Below are 15458 nucleotides of genomic sequence, written 5' to 3'. Positions count from 1 at the left end.
TGCGAGGGTAGGACGTTGCCATGCAAACTGGAAAGACCACTGTGGTGGTCTTTTTTTGTATCCACAAATAAGAATTGATTTTCAAGCGCAGCAACTAGCCGATTATTGGCCGGTTGTAAATCTGACGGCTTAAACGCAAGGGCGTCGGGGATCATCGACGACCGGGTACAATGATACTGGCTGTGAGCCAAGTGGGGGGCCGCATGCGCTATTTTAAGTAAGCTACAGTATAAGTTTCCACGAGACTCCAAACATTTGCTAAGAACTTCAGTATAGCCATTATGATAACCAACAACTTTACGATATGAAAATAATTATTTGTAGTTGGCTTGTAGGCATACAATATTATTATAAGTACTGCTATAAACAAGAGACTCGCAAGTTAATCGTATCCGGTCAAAAACAGCGTTTGATTGTTGACTAACGCAACCATAAAAATCCGCTTAATATCGAGACCAATGATTGTTATTCATGACATTCCGTGATATGTTATTAGCATATTTTATGAAGTGGAGTGATAGTAATGGCAAAAATTGCTGTGGGTGATCGCGTTAAATGCCAAAAGAATGGCAATACCGATTATGACTTCTATGCGAAAGTGGAAAAGATCTATGAGAACTCCGCTTATGTCACAATTACCCATTATGATGTCCGGGACGATATTAATGTGGCCGAGCTTCAATATCGCGCGGTAATCGCGCTGAAAAAGATGACACTAGCACAACCTAGTGATAGTGAAAAGACGCAGTTACAAGCCGTTAGTGCGGCCATGTTAGCTGAATAATTAATTTGAATAAGTAAAGTGGGTCGCTGACGTGTTAAGTCAGCGACCTTTTTAAATGGAATTTTGCGTTGTGCCTGTACATTATTTCCAAAGATGAGTACAATAGACACTGTTAGGTAATAATAGTTCTAAAGTAAGAGAGGGGAACCAGCAATGGACAATGCAACTTCCACAATGACTTTAAGCGGTCGGCGGCGGTTTTGGTTTATATTTACCTTACTGACCGGGACGTGGACAATGTCGATTAGTCAATCGTCATTATCAACGGTTTATCCGACCTTTATGCGCGACTTTGGCATTTCAGCGTCAACGGTCCAATGGTTAACAACCGGCTTTATGTTGACCATGGTCGTGATGATGCCAATTAGCCCGTGGCTACTTGATAACATTGGGTTTAAGAAATTATTTTTAACGGTACTCGTTTTATTTGATGTTGGGTCAATTATTATTTATTTTGCCCCTAGTTTTCCAGTGATGATGGTCGGTCGTTTAATTAAAGCGGCGGCTGTCGGGGTCTTATTTCCATCGTATCAATCAATTCTATTGACGATTACGCCTGAAGAAGAACGTGGGACGACAATGGGGGTCGCTGGCTTAGTGATGGGGTCCGCCTTGGCGTCAGGACCGATTATTTCTGGGATTGTTTTGAAGTTTACCGATTGGCATGGCCTGTTCCTAGTCTTTATTACGGTCGCGACCATCTTAATTCTAGTCAGCTTCTATACGATTAATGATGTCATGGTTAGCAAACCGTCGAAGCTGGATACGATTTCCATCGTGATGCTCCTGGGCTTTGCCGGTATTTTATACGTTGTCAATGAAATTGGTAAGAGTGGTGTTGACTGGACGCTTAACGGTATTTTGTTAGTCGTATCCATTTTGGCGGTCGCTTACTTCACGTATCGTCAATTTCATTTAACGACCCCGTTACTTGAATTGCGGGTTTTGAAAACGTTCAATTATGATTTAGCCATCTTCTTAACGGCGATTTCATATATTGCTTTGATTGTTGTGACGATTGTCTTCCCACTTTATTATCAAGGCGTTTTGAAAGTCTCACCATTCATTTCCGGGATGTCCTTAGTTCCCGGGGCGGTGTTCTTAAGTATTTTGAATCCGTTAACCGGTAAATTAGCTGAAAAATTTGGTTATAAGCAGATCATGTTGCTTGGGATGACCATGATTGTGGTTGGTTGGTTAATTTTGACGTTGATTACGACGAAGCTTAATTTACTAACGATGATTCTCATTGCGGCGATTATTGAAGGTGGGAACGCCTTTGTCATGATGCCGGCGGTCACACTAGGTGCTAACTCCTTGCCAGATGCTTTGATCTCACATGGGACCGCTGTGATTACAACTGTCCGGCAGATTTTAGGGTCGGCAGGGGTTGCGGTGGCAACCTTGATTTTATCCAATGTGACGGCCGCCCAGCTTAAAAGTGGGGTGCCGTCACTTACCGCCAATTTGAACGGTTATCATGCGGTCTTTGTGACCATGTTAGGTGTTGAAATTGTTGGTTTGATTTTAGCGTTACTTTTACGTGATGGTCGCCAGGCTAACAAGCAATAAAAGCGTGTGACAATCAAAAAGGGGCCCGATGAAAACTTGAAATTTCATCGGGTCCCTTTTTGATTGTGGCTTTAGTTAGTTTTCGCCTGAATCTTGGCTAGTTGTTGGTATTGCGACAACATCCATTGCTCATAAGTTTGGTTAGCCGGTAATGTTTCGGTAACCTTTAAGACGGGGACGTCATACTTTTTCGCGAGACTGACCATATTTTGGACGATATTACTGTCAGATTGCGTATTTTCAACGAAAAAGGCAATTCGGTGATGTTTAATATCACTTTGCATTTGTTTGATATCTTGCGGGGATGGGTCGGCGCCATCTTCAATCGCCATCGCAAAGTGGCTATTACTAATTTTATAACCAAGCGCTTTTAAGGCATAATCGAAAACGGGTTCGCTGACGGCTACTTTTTGACCGTGAACATTTTTCTTCAAGGCCGCAATTTCAGTAGTCAGCGGTTTAAGACTAGCTTGATAGGCCTTAGCTTGGCGCATGAAGTAGGCTTTATGTTGCGGCTGGATTTTAGCTAAATCTGCTGCAATTTTGGTAGCCAGCTGCGGCATGGTTGTTGGATCATACCACACGTGTTCGTTGGCACCATCCTTTTTATGGGCAATCGTGCTGCCGACTTCGATAACCTTGGCATTGGTCGCTTTATTCACTAGAATTTTGCTCATCCAGTCATCATAGCCTAAACCGTTATAGACGATTAACGCAGCGTTACTAGCTTCCTTAGCCGTCGCCACGGTAGCTTCAAAGTCATGCGGGTCGACACTCGGCCGATTGATGACTGACGTGACTTGCCCATATTTACCGGCGACTTTTTTCGCCGTTTGACCGTAAAAGTCTAAACTGGCAATAATTTTGATTTTACCGTTACTAGTCGTGGTGCTGGTGGTCTGATTTTGACAACCAGCCAATAAACTCCCGATGCCGACTAATAGCGCTAAGCTTAAAAATAAACGTTTGCAGCGCATGTTGTTAATCCCATCCTAATTAAATCGTAATAGTTACTGTTTAACTTTAACTAAAAAACTAAGGAGCGTCAAGCATTTAAGGATAGTTTAATATTGGGCAAAATGATAGGCAGGGTCATTTTAAGCTGGTAAAATAAGGACTACTTATGAAAAGAGGAGGTTGCGGCGCATGCTGTTTACATTGTTGATTTTAGTCGTCTTAGGTTCCGCGCTATTTCGCGGGTTTCATCGAGGCTTCGTCATTGAAGTCTTACATTTAATTGGCACCGTGGGGGTGTTAATCTTTGCCCGGTTACTGTATCAACCACTTGGCACCGCGATTAACAACCTCCTAACGAGTTTAAAGCTGATTAACAGTGGTACCATGGCGACGTTAGTCATTAACATGATTGCGTTTTTCATGTTGATTTCACTCGGTTGGGCCGTGATTCGGATGTTAGGTCGGGTTTCACGGATGATTACGTGGTTACCGGTAGTCAAACAAGTGAACAGCTTAGCTGGGGGCGCGGTAGCGTTTGTCATTTCGTATTTGGTCGTCTTCGTGGCGCTATCCTTAGCGAGTCTCTTCAATACCACCTTCATCCAAACCCAAATGGACAATTCACCGCTAGCCACTTACATCGTCAAAAAGACCCCGGGCTTAACGAGCACGTATCTCGGCGACTTAGTTAAGTTCGAAACCGGCGCACAAGATTCATAGCTAGGTGTAGGTTATTGCCGTAGTTGGCTGACCGTAATTCCATCGTCCTGGGACCGGTCCAAGCCTGAGAAGCGGTCTTGGACCTCGCTTTTGAGCCTGAAACCCAAGTCTCAAAAGGCGTCCGTGGTGTAAACGGCCAAAAAACGGCCGTTAACGCCACCTTCAGGACGATTCCATTACGGTCAGCCAACTGCTATATTCAGCACACAAAATTGGAATAGCGTGTTCTTAATTATGGCTAATGAGCGACTGACTAACTGTATGATAACAACATTAACCATTAAAAAAGAAGCCCTAAAAGTGTCTGTGGTGTTAGACCAGTAAAATAGCCTGTTTTAACGCCACCCGCACAGTCGGCCCAGCATGCTCAACCAGGGCTAGATTCGTCGTAAGATGGCGGCTAATTAAAAATATATAATAAGTTAGGCAACTAGTTTTGAACGTAATTGTTTGAGGCTGGTTGCTTTTTAGATTGTACTTTAATTAGTGTTGCTACGGTATTACTGGCTTTGAGTCTGAACGTTAAGTCATTAATACTTAGTTGTTTAGGGCAGACTAACCATCGTAATTGAATCTCATGATTAGTCGAATTGGAAGGTTGAGTCGGAAGCCAGCGACCGGGGCGCAGTGTCGTTGTCCTTAGCGAGTGTTTTTTACTCGCTTAGGACAAGTGCCGTGTTGTGGGACTGGTGGGCTGGGCCAGGCCCACAACCGCCTTGAAGACCGCTTTTTGGCTTCAAGGGTGCACCACTGCGTCCCGGTAGCTGGCTGGAGACGGCTGGCTAATACCAAACCGCAAAGTACCGAAAATCACTGAGATAGCTTAAAATAGATATACTGATGTTTAAAAAGGGCGGAAGCGACTGGATAACTGGATGATCTGGGTCAAAAGTCGGTGAATTATCGGTAAATTCCAAACATTCGCCGATAAATTGGCATTATTTATCGGATTACTACCACGCAGCCGGTCCTTCATGCTATGATTATAGTTAAAAAATACAGCTTAAGAGGGATACTTATGGGAATGATTCGCATTAACAATTTACGCTTTCATACGTTTAATGGGGTGCTACCAGAAGAACGCCGCAATGGGCAACAACTGGCGATGGATATCGCCATCAAGTATCCGATTGAAGCGAAAGTACAACATGACGATGTGCATGAAACGATTAATTACGCCGAAGTGCGCGCAGTGGCGGATGAGTTCGTTAACAACCATTCATACAAATTAATTGAATCGTTGGCCAATAACTTATTGCAAACGTTACTGACGGCCTTTCCAACGGTCGAATTGATTAACTTGAAGATTCGTAAGTACAGTGTGCCGATGCCCGGCATCTTTGATGATGTTGAAATTGAGGTGGAGGGGGCGCCGGATGCCAAGTGATGAACGCGTTTATTTGAGTATTGGGTCGAATATTCATCCGCGAGTGAAAAATATTGAACATGCGTTGGCTGATTTGCGGGCCTTGCCGACCGTTCAAGTGGTGGCCGTCTCTAATTGGTATGAAACTGAACCGTGGGGCAACCGGGAGCAAGCTAATTTTTACAACGTCTCAGTCGCGTTAACGACGACTTTGACACCGGATGAGTTGCTAGTTGAATTACATACCATCGAACAACAATTGCACCGCCAACGTTTGATTCATTGGGGACCCCGGACGATTGATTTGGATATCATTTTCTGGGGGGCGCGGCACATGCAGACCGCCACCTTGACGATTCCACATGCCCAAGCGGCCCACCGTAATTTTGTGTTATTACCAACTATTGAAATCGCTGCGGATGACCCATTTGTAGGGCCAGAAGTCCAAGCAATGTTGGCGGCTAACCACGATACTAGTTGGATTAAAAAAGTAGGAAATGTGAGTGAACAACATGATTGATGAAACTAACCAAGCAAAAATTCGCCATGCCGTGCGTGAGATTTTAACGGCGGTGGGGGAAGATCCTGACCGACCCGGTTTAGTGGAAACACCGGATCGGGTCGCGCGGATGTACGCCGAAGTTTTTGCGACTAAAACGGCGGCCCCGTTTGATAACTATAAATTATTTGAAGTAACGGATCCGACTGAAATGGTGTTATTAAAAGATATTCCGTTTTATTCGATGTGTGAACATCATTTATTACCATTTTTCGGGACGGTCCAAGTGGCGTACGTGCCACAACATGACCAAGTGATTGGCTTGAGCAAGATTCCGCGGTTAATCGACTATTGTGCGCAACAACCAAACGTGCAAGAACGATTGACAGTTTCGATTGCTAAAGAATTACAACGGATTTTAGACCCCGCGGGGATTGCCGTTTCCATCACGGCCCGGCATATGTGCATGGAAATGCGGGGCGTCAGCAAGCCCGGCGTCCAGACAGAAAGCAGCTATTATAGTGGTCAATTCAAGACCGATTTAGACTTGAAACGCGAATTCTTACAACGGATTGCGAGTAAGTAGGTGAAATAATGGATGCAGCAACGGTAATGGCAAAATACAACGATTTAGTGGCTCAGCTTAATCAAGCCATGCTAGTGACTGATCACGACCGGGTGCCGTTATTGTGGCAAATTATGGCGCATTTGGGCCAACCGGACCGTTATTTTCACGTGATTCATATCGCGGGGACTAATGGCAAGGGTTCTACGGGGGCGATGCTCGCCCAAGTTTTGCAAGCGCAAGGCTATCAAGTCGGCCGCTTTAGTAGCCCGGCGATTAATGATGACCGTGAACAGCTGCAAACTAATGGTCACTGGATTAGTCCGGCTGACTTTATTGATACGTACCAAGAAATTGTGCCGGTTTTGCATAATATGCAACTCACTGCGGCCGATGTGTCGATTTTTGAATGGTACTTTTTAATTGGCATGGTCTGGTTCCGTAATCAAAATATCGAATGGGCGATTGTTGAAGCCGGTTTAGGCGGGCAATTCGATGCCACCAACGCGTTGGGCGGGCCTCAATTGACCGTTTTTACGAAGATTGCCCTCGACCATACGAAAATTTTAGGGCCAACGATTGAAGCGATTGCGCGTAATAAGTCCAAAATCATTAAACCTAAAACGACAGTCGTGACGTTAGCGGATCAAAATCCCGCCGCCCTGCCGGTGTTGAAAACGGAAGCTTTGAATCAAGGCGTCCGAGTTGTCACGGCGCGTGAATTAACCATGACGGTAACGGCGGCTGACTTACAAGGCACCACCGTGGATGCCCACAGTGACCAATTCGACTGGTCACAATTACGGCTACATTTAGTTGGACGGTATCAAGTTCAGAATTTGAGCTTAGTATTGACCGCTATTGCCGTGTTGCGGCAACAACGGGTGACCTTGAGCGATACCGCGGTGCGGGCGGGCCTCAAAGCCGTGCAATTACCCGGCCGGTTGACGATTTTGCAGTCGGCCCCCCTGATAGTGGCGGACGGCGCGCATAATCCGGATGGCATGCGCGGTTTAGTTGCCAGTGTGCAAGCCTTATTACCAAAAAAACGGTTGATTTGGGTCGTCGGCGTCTTAAAGGATAAAGCTTTTCCAGATATGTTAACGGCCTTATTACCGGCGGCCGATTTAGTGATTGCCAATACGCCGGCTAACCCGCAACGGGCGTTACCAGCCGAGTTATTGGCGCAAACGGCCACTGATTTGCGGGCGGGGACCCGACCAGAAGTGCTAGTGGCTCCCACGATTCAAGCGGCGTTAACTTTAGCACAACAGCGGGCCACGGCTGATAGTGCGATTGTGGTGACCGGTTCATTTTACGTGATGCGCGAATTACAGCAAGCGGGTTGGGCGGTGTTGCCCGATGACTGAAACCTGGTTAATTGCGTCTAATAATCCCGGCAAAAGTCGTGATTTAGCGTTATGCTTAGGTTATTACGGAATTACGGCGACCCAGTATTTGACCACCAAGCCGCGGCTGGATTTTCCTGTTGAGACTACGACTAGTTATGTTGATAATGCGGTCATGAAGGCGAAGTTTGCGGCCCAGAATCTCGGAGTGCCCGTAATTGCTGATGACAGCGGGCTCGAAATTCCGGCATTACCGGATGAGTTTGGCGTGACCACGGCCCGGGATTTAGGGGTTAAAGTCAGTGGCTATGACCGTAACGAGGAAATTATTGCGGCGATTACACCACTACCACTGGCTGACCGAGTCGCCACGATGCGGGCGACCTTAGCTGCCGCTTGGCCCGATGGTCGGACGGTCGTGGTGCAAGGGACGTTAACCGGTTATTTAATACCGCACCAAATTGGCGCCTACTCGGGCGGCTTTGATCGGTTGTTCTGGTTGCCCGCATATGGGCGGACTTTAGCCGAATTACCAGATGTTTGGCGCTTGCCGTTGACCCATCGTGGTCGAGCGGCGCAACAATTAAGTCAACAGCTTTAAAATTGAAAGGATTGGTGAATTAGATGTGGGTTCAAGATATTACCAGTACGTTATGGCAGACACCGGATTTTGCGAGTCAGGCGTTGAGCCATCAAGTGCAACGGCAACAACAATTAGTGTTACGTTTTAGTGATTATAATCGTGAACAACAAGTCCAATTGACGCAATTTTGTCATCAACTCGATGGCGTCGTACAAGCGAGTCCCGCGCAATTGACGGTACTCTTAAGTCAGGCGGCCGGGCGGCAGATGTTAAAAAATTGGTCATTGGTCTTCCAGCACCAAGCACCGGTCCAAATTCAATTGAATCAGATTATGAAGCAATATGATGTCTACTGGCAAGCGGGGGACCACCGGTTTAATTTGACTGAGAAGCCCTTGATTTACGGCATTATGAATATTACGCCGGATTCATTTTTTGATGGTGGTCAATATAAAACGATGGACGATGTGCTCAACCACGTCGGCGACATGCTCGATGCCGGGGCGGATGTCATTGAAGTCAACGGCCAAACGACGCGCCCCGGTTTTACTGAAGTGACGCCGGAAGTTGAGTTGGAACGGACCTTACCTTATATTAAGGCGATTAAAAAACGGTTCCCGCAAGCCGTGTTAGCCATTGATACGTATAAGTACCCAGTGATGCAGGCGGTCGTTAAGGAAGGTATCAGCATTATTAATGATGTCAACGCCTTTACTGATGACCCCCGGAAGCTGAAATTAATGGCTGACAGTCGCGTTGGCTTATTAACGATGCATAGTAGTCGTGAAGAAGAATACGTTGATTTGACCGGCAGTATGAAGCAATTCTTTGAACAAAATATTGCGGACTTGACGAGCGCTGGTATTGATATTGAACGGATTGCCTTGGACCAAGGAATCGGTTATTCCAAAGTTGCGCATGGCGAACAAGACTATGTCATGATGCGCAACATTGACGAATTCAACTATTTACAACGGCCAATGATGGTCGCCATCTCACGCAAGGGCTATTTAGGCTTATTGCTCGGTTTGAAAAAAGAAGACCGGTTACCAATGACCTTAGTGACCGAAGCGGCCATGATGCTTAAAGGCGGTCGCATCATTCGGGTCCATGACGTTGCGGAAACCCAACAAATGGTGACGTTATTAGGCCGAATTGAAAATGGGTACTGGGTGGCGCGATGATTAGCCCCACTGATTTTGACGACGTTGAAGCCAATGGCGTCAAAGATTACGATGCCTACTTTGGTACGCCCACACACGATGATCATGTCTTGTTTGAATTGTTGATTGTCGGCATCTTACAAGTTGGCCTCGGTTGGCAAGTGGCGGCGAGTCAGTTGCCCATCTTGCGCCGTGAAATGCATGGGTTGCGCATTAACGAAGTGGCCGGTCTGGATGAACCGGACTGGGAACGCTTGATGCAAGCGCCTAAAGTCATGCACAATGGCCGTAAATTGCACGCTATTATTCAAGATGCGCGCGCCATTATTGACGTGCAACAAGAATTTGGTAGTTTCAGTGCTTATTTGTGGCAGTTTGTCGATGCGACACCATTGATGATGCCGGCGCCAGATGACGAATTACCGACGCAATCCCCATTGGGCACGCGAGTCGCTAAGGATTTGCACCGCCGTGGGTTTACATTTGTGGGTCCGGTCGTCACGCATATGTTTTTGCTGGCGGCGGGGATTATTCAAGTAAATTAAACAATTGACTAAAAAAAGGCGTGTCCCCCAAGGGCGCGCCTTTACTAATATCAAAATTTATATGTCAGTGAAGTGGTTAACGAGTGGTTTCCGGTTCGACCGGAAAGAGTAAGGCCACCACATTGCCGATTAATAGCAGCGTTAAGAAAAAGACGAGTGCGGCAGAGAAGTGGGCTAAGAAAACCCAGTTGAATAGTAAGACAATTGCTAAAACTAAACTGAGACCGATACTAATTTTTGGATTCATCGTAATTCCCTCCCATTACTGTTTTCCAATACCCCAACTTGGTATCATCTTCATTGTACCGACTATTCAACCATAAAACAGTATAAATGCTTAAATGTTCAAAAAATATGATTTAACGTTGAATTATCAACTAAGTTCATGCGAAAGTGATGTAAAAGAGAGGATAAACTTATAATTATATTTGTATAAAGCAGGAACGTGAAAAGACGCCGTTTAAAGGCGTCTTTTTCAGCTTAAATGGAGTCGTCGGTAGTTTCGTAGTCGACTTTTCCAAGTTCGATTTGAATGGTGATATGCGTCAGTGGGAAGCGGTCACTGAGTTCTTTATTCATCGCTTCCAAAAATTCGTTGTTATCCGCTAAGGTGTTACGACACAGATGGACAGTCATGGCAGTTTCAGTCGTACTCATGCCCCAAATGTGTAAATCATGGACGGAGTTGATGCTTGGTTGCGCCATCAAGAAGTCATAAATTTCGGTGCGGTCGATGTTGCTCGGCACGGCTTCGAGCGAAAAGTTCATCGCGTCGCGCAATAATCCCCAAGTTCCGATTAAAATAATGACGGCGATAATGAGTGAGATAACCGGGTCTAACCAGTACCAGCCGGTTTTGAGAATGACGAATCCGGCTAAGACCACGCCGACGGAAACGCCGGCATCGGCGGCCATGTGTAAAAAGGCCCCTTTGATATTTAAGTCGTGTTTTTGTCCTTTCATAAATAGGAAGGCGGTAAAGCCGTTAATCACGATCCCAACGGCGGCCACGATAATCACGTCCCATTCGGCTACGGGACCGGGATTACTGAGTCGTTGAATCGCTTCAACGGAAATGGCCCCAATGGCGACAAGTAAGAATACCGCGTTAAATAGGGCGGCTAAGATTGAGGAACTCTTGTAACCGTACGTATATTTGGCACTAGCGCTCTTGGTACCTAACCAAATCGCTAACCATGAAATGAGGAGTCCTAAGACGTCACTCAAGTTATGACCGGCATCGGCAACCAGGGCCAAGGACCCACTGGCAAAACCGTAACCGGCTTCTAAAACGATGAAAATTGAATTTAAAATCACGCCAATTTTAAAGGCGCTGGTCTGTTGTTGAACTTGATGATTGTGAGCTGACATATTCTCCACCTACTTCTGAGTTGAATTCGCGTTTCGAATTGCTATAATTTAATTATGAATGAACATACATATGAATGACTGTTCATGTGTATTGTAACACCATTAAGTTAGTCCGACAATTAGAAATTGGAGAAATAATGAATCCAGAATTAGATCATGAAGCCATTGTGGCTAAACTAAATACCTTAATCCCACCAGAAGATGAGTTAGGGCGCATCACGGCAATTTTTAAAGCGTTGGGTGATCCCACACGGGCACGGATTTTGTATGCTCTCGGGGTTTCTAAGTTAAGTGTTGGTGAGCTAGCAGCCGGTCTCGATTTGACCCAGTCCAATGTGTCACACCAACTCACCGTTTTGCGCGAACTCAAGTTAGTCGTTGGGACGCGCAGCGGTCGCAACGTCCATTATCAATTAGCCGACAAGCACATTATTAGTATTTTCCAACAAGTCGCAGCTCACGCGGAAGAAAGTAACCAAGCTGAATAGCGTCTTCGAACGTTGACGGTCAGCCGGCTAGCAAGTGTTCTCGTGCTGGGACCGGTTGGCGCCAAAGAGCGGTTGCCAGCCTCGTTTTTGAGCGGACAAACCAAGTCTCAAAAGACGGCCTTGTTCTAAGTCGAGAAAATCATTCGACTAAGGACAACTTCAGCACGTTCACACTTGCTAGCCGGCTTCCGTGATACTATCACTCAATTGTATGGCTCGTCTAAAACACAACAAGTCCCGGTCATAAATAGTGGCCGGGACTTGTTATGTTTAAAATTATAATCATTCAGTTTAGCTGGAGGTCGGCAGTAATGGAAGTCGCCGTGCAAGTGGTGTTAATGCCGGTGATTTTCCGACATTTACAGCACCGACATCTTTGGAGATTGGCGGGTTGGGTCAAGCTTCAAAGTGAAGTTCGAGACCGTTTCTCAGGCTCGAACTGGTCGCCTCGGCTACTGGAATTACTGCTGACCGGAAGCGGCAATAAAGAACAGGTTTAATTACAACCTAGTTTTATAGACTAGATGTATTGATATTGACATTATATGATGGTATGATAGTGCCAATGAATAAATCTGAGGTGATTAACATGCCAACCACATCGCGACGGTATCAAATAACAAATGAAGTTTTAAATTCAGTGACGCACGGCATTGGCTTAGCATTGAGTATTGCTGGTTTTGTCTTTTTAATGATTAAAGCTTATGAAGATGGGCAAGGACTTGAATGGGCGGCCTTCATTATTTATGGCGTGTCACTATTTGTCTTATATACGTGTTCCATGTTATTTCACGGGTTATACTTTACCCGCGCGCGCGAAGTGTTTCGCATTCTTGATCACAGTGGGGTCTACGTTCTAATTGCCGGGACTTATACCCCATACAGCTTGCTGGCAATTAAAGGCTGGCTTGGGTGGACGATTTTAATCACTATTTGGGTCCTGGCAATTGCCGGGATTGTGGTGAACGCGGTTTGGCCTGGAAAATTACGAAAAATCGAAACAGTCATTTATGTATTAATGGGCTGGATGTGTTTAGCTGGTGGCAAACAACTGTGGACCAATTTAGGCGTAACCGGTTTTTGGTTGTTAGTGGCTGGTGGCGTTGCCTTTACGTTAGGCGCCTTACTTTATAGCTTCCCACGCATTAAATACTTGCATGTGATTTGGCATATTTTTGTAATGATTGGGACCGCCTTGATGTATTTTTCGATTTACTTTTATATTTAAATTGGGGGACGTATGCCGGGAGACTGGGTGCGTCCTTTTTGTTTGAGTGAGTTGCAATTCCCCGATAAGTACTGGCAAATGTTGTTTTGAAACGCGAGTCCCGCGGCAGCCCCTTGTGCTTGCTACGTCATAGCTATCATTCGGAAAGCCCACCGAATAATAGCTATGACTAGGCAATGCTCAGGGGCTGGTCGCCGCGCGACTCGCTCTTACCACTGTAACAAAACTGTAATCACCCAGGCGTATCTTTTTCATTGCCAACTGATTAATTTTTCCGTAAAATGGTAAGACAACTGAAATTTTAGTGAGGTGATTAAGATGGCATACGGGTTATTATTTGGTGGCATTTTTATGGAAGTCGTTGGAAGTTTCTTTCTTAAACGGGCGAATGGATTTCGGAATTTGATACCCACGGTGATGGTGTTATTGGGGTATTTTAGTTCGTTAGTTTTAGTAACGTTAGCGATGCAACGGTTACCACTTGGGGTGACGTATGCCATGTGGGCCGGCATCGGGACGTTGGCGACGGTGATTTTAGCCGTCGTTGTCTATCGCGAACGGCTCAGTCTCGCACGGATTAGCGGGCTCGTTGCCATCGTGATTGGGGCGATTTTGTTAAACGTATAAGGGGGTAATTGACATGCGCGCATGGATGCAATTAGTAGTGGCCATCGGGGTCGAAATTTTAGGGACCAGTTTATTGAAGTTATCAGCGGGTTTTACACATCCGTTGATTGGAATTTCGGGCATGTTCTTGTACGGTTTAGCAATCTTTAGCTTCTCGCGGGCGTTAAGCCAAATTCCGCTCAGTGTCGGCTATGCCATGTGGGCCGGTGCGGGTACGGCGGTAACCGGCTTAATCGGCATTTGGGCTTTCGGCGAAGTGTTGACCGGGGTCAAAATGATTGGCTTTATTGCCATTATCGCCGGCGTGATCTTATTAAATCAACCAGTGAAAGCGAGCAGTCCGCAGCCTACTGCGAGGCAACGTTGGCGGACCCGCTTTAATCGCAATTAATTAATTTAAACTTAACTCGAAAAGGACGCCTGATGAAATTTTGAATTTCATCAGGCGTCCTTTAATGTGCTTAGCTAACGGCTTAGTCTTCCGGCCAAACGTCCTTAGCAGTATCGATTACTAATTTTAACTTGGCCCATTGTTGGTCTTCCGTCAATTGGTTGCCTTCTTCTGTCGATGCGAAGCCACATTGCGTGGATAACGCTAAGTTGGCTAACGGCACTTTTTCAGTGGCCGCCTGAATACGGGCTTTCAAATCCGCGGGTTGTTCTAGTTCCGGGAACTTGGAAGTTACTAAGCCTAAAACGATGCGTTTATGCGTGTCACCGTTCCAAATTTGGTCTAAGACTTCAAAACCGCCGGCGCGTTGGTTATCGTATTCCAAAAATAAACCGTCGTAGTTTAATTGACCTAAATACTTTGCCACGACATCGTAACTGCCGGAGAATAAGTAAGTTGATTTAAAGTTACCACGGCAAATATGGGTCGTGACGGTCAAATCACTTGGTAAGTCAGCTAAAGCAGCGTTAATAACGGTCACGGCATCTTGAGCCATCTTCGTATATTGCGCATGGTCTGTGTCGGCATCGTTTAATTTGCTAATCAAAAAGGCCCAAGTGGTATCGTCTAGTTGAATGTAGCGACAACCGAGGTCGTAAAAGTGGACGATAGTGTCATGGTAAGCTTTTGCTAAGTCGACTAAATATGCATCCCAACTATCGTAAAATTTTGACCAATTATCACTGCGGTTATCGCGGAATAACATCGTTGGTGATGGAATCGTTTGTTTGGCTAAGACGCCGGCCGGGACAATCGATTGTAAGTATTCAAATGCTTTGAAGAAGGGATGGTCGGGATTGAAGGCAATTTTACCCGTCAATTCGGCATTATCGGTGCGAGTATGGTCACCTTTGAATTTATAACTTTGATGATAATCATACTTGCCGACACCAGTTAAGCCCCATAAGAAGTCTAAGTGCCACCAACTCCGTGAAAATTCACCATCGGTTACCGCTTTTAAACCGAGCTTAACTTGTTCATCGACGATGCGTTTGATTTCTTGTTGTTGAATCGCCAATTCTTCGTCAGCGGTGATGTCACCAGCGGCGAGTTGCGCATGGGCTTGTTTTAAGCTAGCTGGTCGTAAGAGACTGCCGACGACGTCATAGCGAAATGGTGCGGTTAAAGTAGTTGTAGGGTAGATTGTAAAATTAATCCGAACGCTGTTCGGACAAAAAAGATCAGCTTCC

19 protein-coding genes are annotated in these 15458 nt (G+C 45.7%); 15 read left to right on the top strand and 4 right to left on the bottom strand.

The window, feature by feature from the left end; all coding sequences use genetic code 11:
* The first annotated feature begins 523 nt into the window (after window positions 1–523).
* Both DY78_RS15565 and DY78_RS15560 read left to right on the top strand, forming a co-directional pair.
* Window positions 524–784 carry a hypothetical protein gene (locus DY78_RS15565; protein WP_024623845.1) on the top strand — a complete coding sequence of 87 codons (261 nt, stop codon included), beginning with the start codon at window positions 524–526 and terminating at the stop codon, window positions 782–784.
* 153 nt (window positions 785–937) lie between these two features.
* Window positions 938–2356: an MFS transporter gene (locus DY78_RS15560; protein WP_024623844.1), complete on the top strand. Its 1419-nt coding sequence runs from the start codon at window positions 938–940 to the stop codon at window positions 2354–2356.
* Between the two features lie 71 nt (window positions 2357–2427).
* On the opposite strand, the gene DY78_RS15555 is transcribed toward DY78_RS15560, so the two are convergent.
* Window positions 2428–3333: a metal ABC transporter solute-binding protein, Zn/Mn family gene (locus tag DY78_RS15555; protein WP_024623843.1), complete on the bottom strand. Its 906-nt coding sequence runs from the start codon at window positions 3331–3333 to the stop codon at window positions 2428–2430.
* Between the two features lie 169 nt (window positions 3334–3502).
* Here DY78_RS15555 and DY78_RS15550 point away from each other — a divergent pair, with 169 nt between their 5' ends.
* The 8 genes from DY78_RS15550 to DY78_RS15515 all read left to right on the top strand — a co-directional run bounded on the left by DY78_RS15550 (window position 3503) and on the right by DY78_RS15515 (window position 10103).
* Window positions 3503–4033, top strand: a complete 531-nt coding sequence (locus tag DY78_RS15550; protein WP_024623842.1) for a CvpA family protein — start codon at window positions 3503–3505, stop codon at window positions 4031–4033.
* Window positions 4034–5051: 1018 nt separating this feature from the next.
* Entirely contained in the window at window positions 5052–5420 is a 369-nt protein-coding gene (folB, locus tag DY78_RS15545; protein ID WP_024623841.1) for a dihydroneopterin aldolase, read from the top strand.
* On the top strand, window positions 5410–5919 hold the full coding sequence (folK, locus tag DY78_RS15540; RefSeq protein WP_024623840.1) for a 2-amino-4-hydroxy-6-hydroxymethyldihydropteridine diphosphokinase: 510 nt from the start codon (window positions 5410–5412) through the stop codon (window positions 5917–5919). Before folB ends, folK begins: the two co-directional genes overlap by 11 nt.
* Entirely contained in the window at window positions 5912–6484 is a 573-nt protein-coding gene (gene folE / locus DY78_RS15535) for a GTP cyclohydrolase I FolE (RefSeq protein WP_024623839.1), read from the top strand. Before folK ends, folE begins: the two co-directional genes overlap by 8 nt.
* Before the next feature lie 8 nt (window positions 6485–6492).
* Complete coding sequence (locus tag DY78_RS15530; RefSeq protein WP_024623838.1) at window positions 6493–7833, top strand: bifunctional folylpolyglutamate synthase/dihydrofolate synthase; 1341 nt, start codon at window positions 6493–6495, stop codon at window positions 7831–7833.
* Window positions 7826–8413, top strand: a complete 588-nt coding sequence (locus DY78_RS15525) for a non-canonical purine NTP pyrophosphatase (protein WP_024623837.1) — start codon at window positions 7826–7828, stop codon at window positions 8411–8413. Before DY78_RS15530 ends, DY78_RS15525 begins: the two co-directional genes overlap by 8 nt.
* 23 nt (window positions 8414–8436) lie before the next feature.
* Window positions 8437–9579, top strand: coding sequence for a dihydropteroate synthase (gene folP, locus DY78_RS15520; RefSeq protein WP_024623836.1), 1143 nt, complete (start codon window positions 8437–8439; stop codon window positions 9577–9579).
* Entirely contained in the window at window positions 9576–10103 is a 528-nt protein-coding gene (locus DY78_RS15515; RefSeq protein ID WP_024623835.1) for a DNA-3-methyladenine glycosylase I, read from the top strand. Before folP ends, DY78_RS15515 begins: the two co-directional genes overlap by 4 nt.
* Before the next feature lie 76 nt (window positions 10104–10179).
* Here DY78_RS15515 and DY78_RS16295 read toward each other — a convergent pair whose 3' ends face one another.
* Both DY78_RS16295 and DY78_RS15510 read right to left on the bottom strand, forming a co-directional pair.
* The gene (locus tag DY78_RS16295; protein ID WP_156093490.1) at window positions 10180–10350 is read right to left on the bottom strand and encodes a hypothetical protein; all 171 of its coding nucleotides are present in this window, start codon (window positions 10348–10350) and stop codon (window positions 10180–10182) included.
* A gap of 233 nt (window positions 10351–10583) precedes the next feature.
* Entirely contained in the window at window positions 10584–11474 is an 891-nt protein-coding gene (locus tag DY78_RS15510; protein ID WP_024623834.1) for a cation diffusion facilitator family transporter, read from the bottom strand.
* A 137-nt stretch (window positions 11475–11611) separates the two neighbouring features.
* Between DY78_RS15510 and DY78_RS15505 the strand changes: the two genes are divergently transcribed.
* From DY78_RS15505 to DY78_RS15485, 5 genes are all read left to right on the top strand, one after another.
* Window positions 11612–11962, top strand: a complete 351-nt coding sequence (locus DY78_RS15505; RefSeq protein ID WP_024623833.1) for an ArsR/SmtB family transcription factor — start codon at window positions 11612–11614, stop codon at window positions 11960–11962.
* A gap of 311 nt (window positions 11963–12273) precedes the next feature.
* Window positions 12274–12462, top strand: coding sequence for a hypothetical protein (locus DY78_RS15500; RefSeq protein WP_033614510.1), 189 nt, complete (start codon window positions 12274–12276; stop codon window positions 12460–12462).
* 89 nt (window positions 12463–12551) lie between these two features.
* Entirely contained in the window at window positions 12552–13190 is a 639-nt protein-coding gene (gene trhA / locus DY78_RS15495) for a PAQR family membrane homeostasis protein TrhA (protein ID WP_024623832.1), read from the top strand.
* A 318-nt stretch (window positions 13191–13508) separates the two neighbouring features.
* Window positions 13509–13817: a DMT family transporter gene (locus DY78_RS15490; RefSeq protein ID WP_024623831.1), complete on the top strand. Its 309-nt coding sequence runs from the start codon at window positions 13509–13511 to the stop codon at window positions 13815–13817.
* Window positions 13818–13830: 13 nt separating this feature from the next.
* On the top strand, window positions 13831–14208 hold the full coding sequence (locus DY78_RS15485; protein WP_024623830.1) for a DMT family transporter: 378 nt from the start codon (window positions 13831–13833) through the stop codon (window positions 14206–14208).
* An 82-nt stretch (window positions 14209–14290) separates the two neighbouring features.
* Here the strand turns inward: DY78_RS15485 and DY78_RS15480 are convergent, their stop codons facing one another.
* Entirely contained in the window at window positions 14291–15412 is a 1122-nt protein-coding gene (locus tag DY78_RS15480; protein WP_029778784.1) for a vitamin B12 independent methionine synthase, read from the bottom strand.
* Window positions 15413–15458: the final 46 nt, after the last annotated feature.

This window comes from Lactiplantibacillus fabifermentans DSM 21115, assembly GCF_000498955.2.
Taxonomy (GTDB): domain Bacteria; phylum Bacillota; class Bacilli; order Lactobacillales; family Lactobacillaceae; genus Lactiplantibacillus; species Lactiplantibacillus fabifermentans.
Note: the sequence above shows the minus strand (reverse complement) of the source record. Positions and strands in the feature narration are given on the sequence as shown.

Bases quoted from the DNA above. Each gene is read 5' to 3' on its own strand.
- DY78_RS15555 (WP_024623843.1), bottom strand. From the start codon at position 3,333: ATGCGCTGCAAACGTTTATTTTTAAGCTTAGCGCTATTAGTCGGCATC.
- DY78_RS15505 (WP_024623833.1), top strand. From the start codon at position 11,612: ATGAATCCAGAATTAGATCATGAAGCCATTGTGGCTAAACTAAATACC.
- DY78_RS15550 (WP_024623842.1), top strand. From the start codon at position 3,503: ATGCTGTTTACATTGTTGATTTTAGTCGTCTTAGGTTCCGCGCTATTT.
- DY78_RS15485 (WP_024623830.1), top strand. From the start codon at position 13,831: ATGCGCGCATGGATGCAATTAGTAGTGGCCATCGGGGTCGAAATTTTA.
- folK (WP_024623840.1), top strand. From the start codon at position 5,410: ATGCCAAGTGATGAACGCGTTTATTTGAGTATTGGGTCGAATATTCAT.
- DY78_RS15500 (WP_033614510.1), top strand. From the start codon at position 12,274: ATGGAAGTCGCCGTGCAAGTGGTGTTAATGCCGGTGATTTTCCGACAT.
- DY78_RS15490 (WP_024623831.1), top strand. From the start codon at position 13,509: ATGGCATACGGGTTATTATTTGGTGGCATTTTTATGGAAGTCGTTGGA.
- DY78_RS15510 (WP_024623834.1), bottom strand. From the start codon at position 11,474: ATGTCAGCTCACAATCATCAAGTTCAACAACAGACCAGCGCCTTTAAA.
- folE (WP_024623839.1), top strand. From the start codon at position 5,912: ATGATTGATGAAACTAACCAAGCAAAAATTCGCCATGCCGTGCGTGAG.
- DY78_RS15525 (WP_024623837.1), top strand. From the start codon at position 7,826: ATGACTGAAACCTGGTTAATTGCGTCTAATAATCCCGGCAAAAGTCGT.
- DY78_RS15560 (WP_024623844.1), top strand. From the start codon at position 938: ATGGACAATGCAACTTCCACAATGACTTTAAGCGGTCGGCGGCGGTTT.
- DY78_RS15530 (WP_024623838.1), top strand. From the start codon at position 6,493: ATGGATGCAGCAACGGTAATGGCAAAATACAACGATTTAGTGGCTCAG.
- folP (WP_024623836.1), top strand. From the start codon at position 8,437: ATGTGGGTTCAAGATATTACCAGTACGTTATGGCAGACACCGGATTTT.
- DY78_RS15565 (WP_024623845.1), top strand. From the start codon at position 524: ATGGCAAAAATTGCTGTGGGTGATCGCGTTAAATGCCAAAAGAATGGC.
- DY78_RS15515 (WP_024623835.1), top strand. From the start codon at position 9,576: ATGATTAGCCCCACTGATTTTGACGACGTTGAAGCCAATGGCGTCAAA.
- DY78_RS16295 (WP_156093490.1), bottom strand. From the start codon at position 10,350: ATGAATCCAAAAATTAGTATCGGTCTCAGTTTAGTTTTAGCAATTGTC.
- trhA (WP_024623832.1), top strand. From the start codon at position 12,552: ATGCCAACCACATCGCGACGGTATCAAATAACAAATGAAGTTTTAAAT.
- folB (WP_024623841.1), top strand. From the start codon at position 5,052: ATGGGAATGATTCGCATTAACAATTTACGCTTTCATACGTTTAATGGG.